We start from the raw sequence: 3,382 nt of genomic DNA, 5'->3' as shown, positions 1-3,382 counted from the left end.
GGTTCAGGGTGGTGCTGATGCTGTCAGTCAGCAGCCGGGTCAGCACATGGCCTTTGGCAGAACCGGTGGTCTCCGGCGAGCGCAGGCTCAGGAAAAGATTGGCTTCCGGGCGCTTGAAACGGGTGTCCCGGGCATGCCAGACATCCATCACGCCCAGAGTGGCCAGCTGCTCCGGATGGGGCATGGACTCGCCGGCCAGCAGTTCCAGGTCTTCCGGGATGAACGGATTGGGCTCCGGCAGTTTCAGCTGGCTGGCGAGAGTACGGCCAAGCTCGGTTTCCCGGGGCGCCTGGTAGTTGTTCTCCAGAACATAGGGGGTCTGGTACCAGGTGGTGCGGGGGGCATCCTCCGGCAGGGTTTCCGGACTTTGCAGGGTAACCAGAAGGTTGTCCGGGGTCAGCCGGTCCAGAATCGCCCGGTACTCATCTGCATGGACAGTCGCATGACGTGGTGCAGCGGGCTGGGCCGTTCCTGAAAGCGGAAATCCAGTTCCGCCAGCTGCTGATCTTCCTCAAAGCGGAAAGGCGCAATGCCCTGCTCACGCACCAGCTTTATGTAGTCAAAGGCGAGGGCAATGATGTCGTCTTCCTGGCTGAGTCCACGAGGGGTCAGCTCCAGGGACAGCTCAAGGCTGGTCTCATGGCCGGTATCGGTGCCCATGCCGGCGGACAGGCTTTCCACCAGCCCCCGGGATTTCAGTACATCGAACAGGCTGCCCGGGCCTTCATGGCCCAACAGGCTGGCCACGTAATGCACTGGCTTGTCGCGATACCGCTCCTGCTGCGAGGGCAGGGGAAAAATCAGGCGCAACTGGCGAATATCCCGCAGGGTCTCGACTTGCAGGCGTGCTGGCAGGAACGAATCGGCGAACAGCGGCGCTGTGTGGGCTTTGGTCTGCAGATCACGGTTCTCGATCAGCCGGAAGCGGGGCGTGACCATGGCCGCCAGTTCATCCAGGCTTTGCGGGCCGTAAACCGCCAGGGTCATCAGGTTGGCGGAGTAATGGGTTTTCCAGAAGTCGATCAGATCATCCCGCAGGGGCCGCTCGGGCGGGTTGTCCAGGGTGGTGAGGTTGCCGACAGCAAACTGGCTGAAACTGTGGGCCGGGTTGGTGATGGCCTTGCGTACCGAGAAGTACCTGCGACCGTCCTCTTTCAGGGAGGCGGAATATTCCGAGTGCACTGCGTTGCGCTCCCGGTCCACCAGTTCCGCTGTGAACAGGGGTGCTGAGAACTGCTGGGCGAAGCGGTCCAGCGCGGGCTCCAGCTGGTCTGGCTGGATGTCGAAGAAATAGTTGGTGTCCTGAAAGGCGGTAAAGGCGTTATGGCTGCCGCCGTGGCTGCGGATGAACTGCTGGTACTCGCCGGGGTCCGGGTATTTTTCGGTGCCCAGAAACAGCATGTGCTCCAGAAAATGCGCCATACCCTCGCGGCCAGCGGGGTCGTCGCCACTGCCAACCGGCAGGTTGAGGGAAGCGGCAGCCTTGTCTGCGTCCGGATCCGATATCAGCAATACCTCCAGACCGTTTTCCAGCGTCAGGTAACGGTAGGCGTTGTCATCGGCAGGGCTGGCAACCGGTGTGATGGCGCTGACCTGAGCGCTGGCCGTGCCGGTCAGCATCCCGAAGCTGAGCAGCAGCAGAACCAGCAGTGATATCAGGGCATGGCGTTCGGGTAGGGCAGATGCGGTCAACAACCTCATTCAACAGATCCTTCAAGGTTTCGGGTGCAGGATAATGACAGTACGACAGGACACCGTCGCTGGCCTTCGCCACCTGGGCGGCGCTGCACGCCGTCAGTGCATCCGCGACTGGCTGGCGTTTTTGGGCGTCTTGTCCAGGGTAATCCGGGCCAGGGTGGTGGCCGCCGGGCCATCCATCTCGCCGGTGGCAATCCGTTCCAGCACCGAGGACAGCACCGCGATGATCCTGTGCTGCTCCGCCATTTCCGCCTGGAACGCGGTATCAATGGCGTCGTACACCGCCTGAATTTTCTGCTCGCGGCTGCCGTTGTCGGCGGCGGTATCATTGATGGCTTTCAGGCAGGCCCGGGCAATGGCAATGTAACGATCAGTATTGGCGTCCGCTTTGGACATGGTGTAGCTACCTCCGGCAGTCGTCATGGACCATTGAGTACTGGCATGACGGGTGAGTAAGAACAGACCGGCATTATCGCACCGGGTTCCATGACTTGCATGTCAGAAAGTTAAGGCGATACTAATAAAAGCCAAAAAACGAAATAACTAAAAACCAATAATCAAGAACGACAGGCAGGATCTCTGATGAACTACTTTCTTACCGGCGGCACGGGTTTTATCGGCCGATTTCTGGTCAAAAAACTGTTGGCCCGTGGCGGTACCGTGCATCTTCTGGTGCGACAGGAATCTCTCGACAAACTCGACGCACTGCGTGAGCAGTGGGGCGCAACCGAGGCCCAGGTTATACCGGTAGTGGGCGATATTACCGCCCCTGGCCTGGGTATTGACGCCAAAACCACCAAGGCCCTCAAAGGCAAGGTGGACCACTTCTTCCATCTGGCGGCTGTCTACGACATGAGCGCCGACGAAGCGGCCCAGCAGACCGCCAACGTGCAGGGCACTCGGAATGCCGTGGAAGCGGCTACCGCCATGAAGGCCGGTTGTTTTCACCATGTGTCGTCCATAGCCGCCGCCGGCCTGTTCAAGGGTACTTTCCGCGAGGACATGTTCGAGGAGGCAGAGGGGCTTGATCATCCCTACCTCAAAACCAAGCACGACTCCGAAAAGGTGGTGCGGGATGAATGCACCTTGCCGTTCCGCATCTACCGTCCGGGCATGGTGATCGGCCATTCAAAGACCGGTGAAATGGACAAGGTGGATGGCCCCTATTACTTCTTCAAGATGATCCAGAAGGTCCGTCACGCGCTGCCCCAGTGGGTGCCGACGATCGGCGTGGAAGGCGGCCGCCTGAACCTGGTACCGGTGGACTTTGTGGTGGATGCCCTGGATCACATTGCCCATCTGGCTGGGGAAGATGGTAATTGCTTCCACCTGGTGGATTCCGATCCCTACAAGGTTGGCGAGATACTCAACACCTTCTGCGAGGCCGGCCACGCACCACGAATGGCCATGCGAGTGGATTCCCGCATGTTCGGCTTTGTGCCGCCGTTTATCCGCCAGTCCCTCAAGAACCTGCCGCCAGTGAAACGACTCACCAGTGCGGTGATGGAAGACCTGGGCATACCCCAATCGGTGATGTCCTTTATCAACTATCCAACCCGGTTCGACGCCCGTGAGACCGAGCGTGTATTAAAAGGCACCGGCATCGAAGTGCCGCGCCTGCCTGACTATGCCCCGGTGATCTGGGACTACTGGGAGCGTCATCTGGACCCGGACCTGTTCAAGG

At 59.9% G+C, this 3,382-nt stretch carries 3 protein-coding genes and 1 pseudogene; 1 reads left to right on the top strand and 3 read right to left on the bottom strand.

The genetic code is table 11. The annotated features are described in order from the left end of the window. From AAC035_RS19860 to AAC035_RS19850, 3 genes and pseudogenes are all read right to left on the bottom strand, one after another. Positions 1-373, bottom strand: a pseudogene (locus tag AAC035_RS19860) (peptidase M16); the annotation flags it as partial. Between the two features lie 23 nt (positions 374-396). Continuing rightward, positions 397-1,701: an insulinase family protein gene (locus AAC035_RS19855; protein ID WP_339806856.1), complete on the bottom strand. Its 1,305-nt coding sequence runs from the start codon at positions 1,699-1,701 to the stop codon at positions 397-399. A gap of 93 nt (positions 1,702-1,794) precedes the next feature. Next, the gene (locus tag AAC035_RS19850; RefSeq protein ID WP_339806855.1) at positions 1,795-2,094 is read right to left on the bottom strand and encodes a hypothetical protein; all 300 of its coding nucleotides are present in this window, start codon (positions 2,092-2,094) and stop codon (positions 1,795-1,797) included. A 186-nt stretch (positions 2,095-2,280) separates the two neighbouring features. Between AAC035_RS19850 and AAC035_RS19845 the strand changes: the two genes are divergently transcribed. Then, positions 2,281-3,382, top strand: a 1,102-nt coding sequence (locus tag AAC035_RS19845; protein ID WP_339806854.1) for an SDR family oxidoreductase, incomplete at its 3' end; no start/stop codon positions are given.

The organism is uncultured Marinobacter sp., from assembly GCF_963974375.1.
In the GTDB taxonomy this organism is placed as follows: domain Bacteria; phylum Pseudomonadota; class Gammaproteobacteria; order Pseudomonadales; family Oleiphilaceae; genus Marinobacter.
Note: the sequence above shows the minus strand (reverse complement) of the source record. Positions and strands in the feature narration are given on the sequence as shown.

What these genes read in the sequence shown, in the direction of transcription:
- AAC035_RS19855 (WP_339806856.1), bottom strand. Translation starts at nt 1,701, where the DNA reads ATGAGGTTGTTGACCGCATCTGCCCTACCCGAACGCCATGCCCTGATA.
- AAC035_RS19850 (WP_339806855.1), bottom strand. Translation starts at nt 2,094, where the DNA reads ATGTCCAAAGCGGACGCCAATACTGATCGTTACATTGCCATTGCCCGG.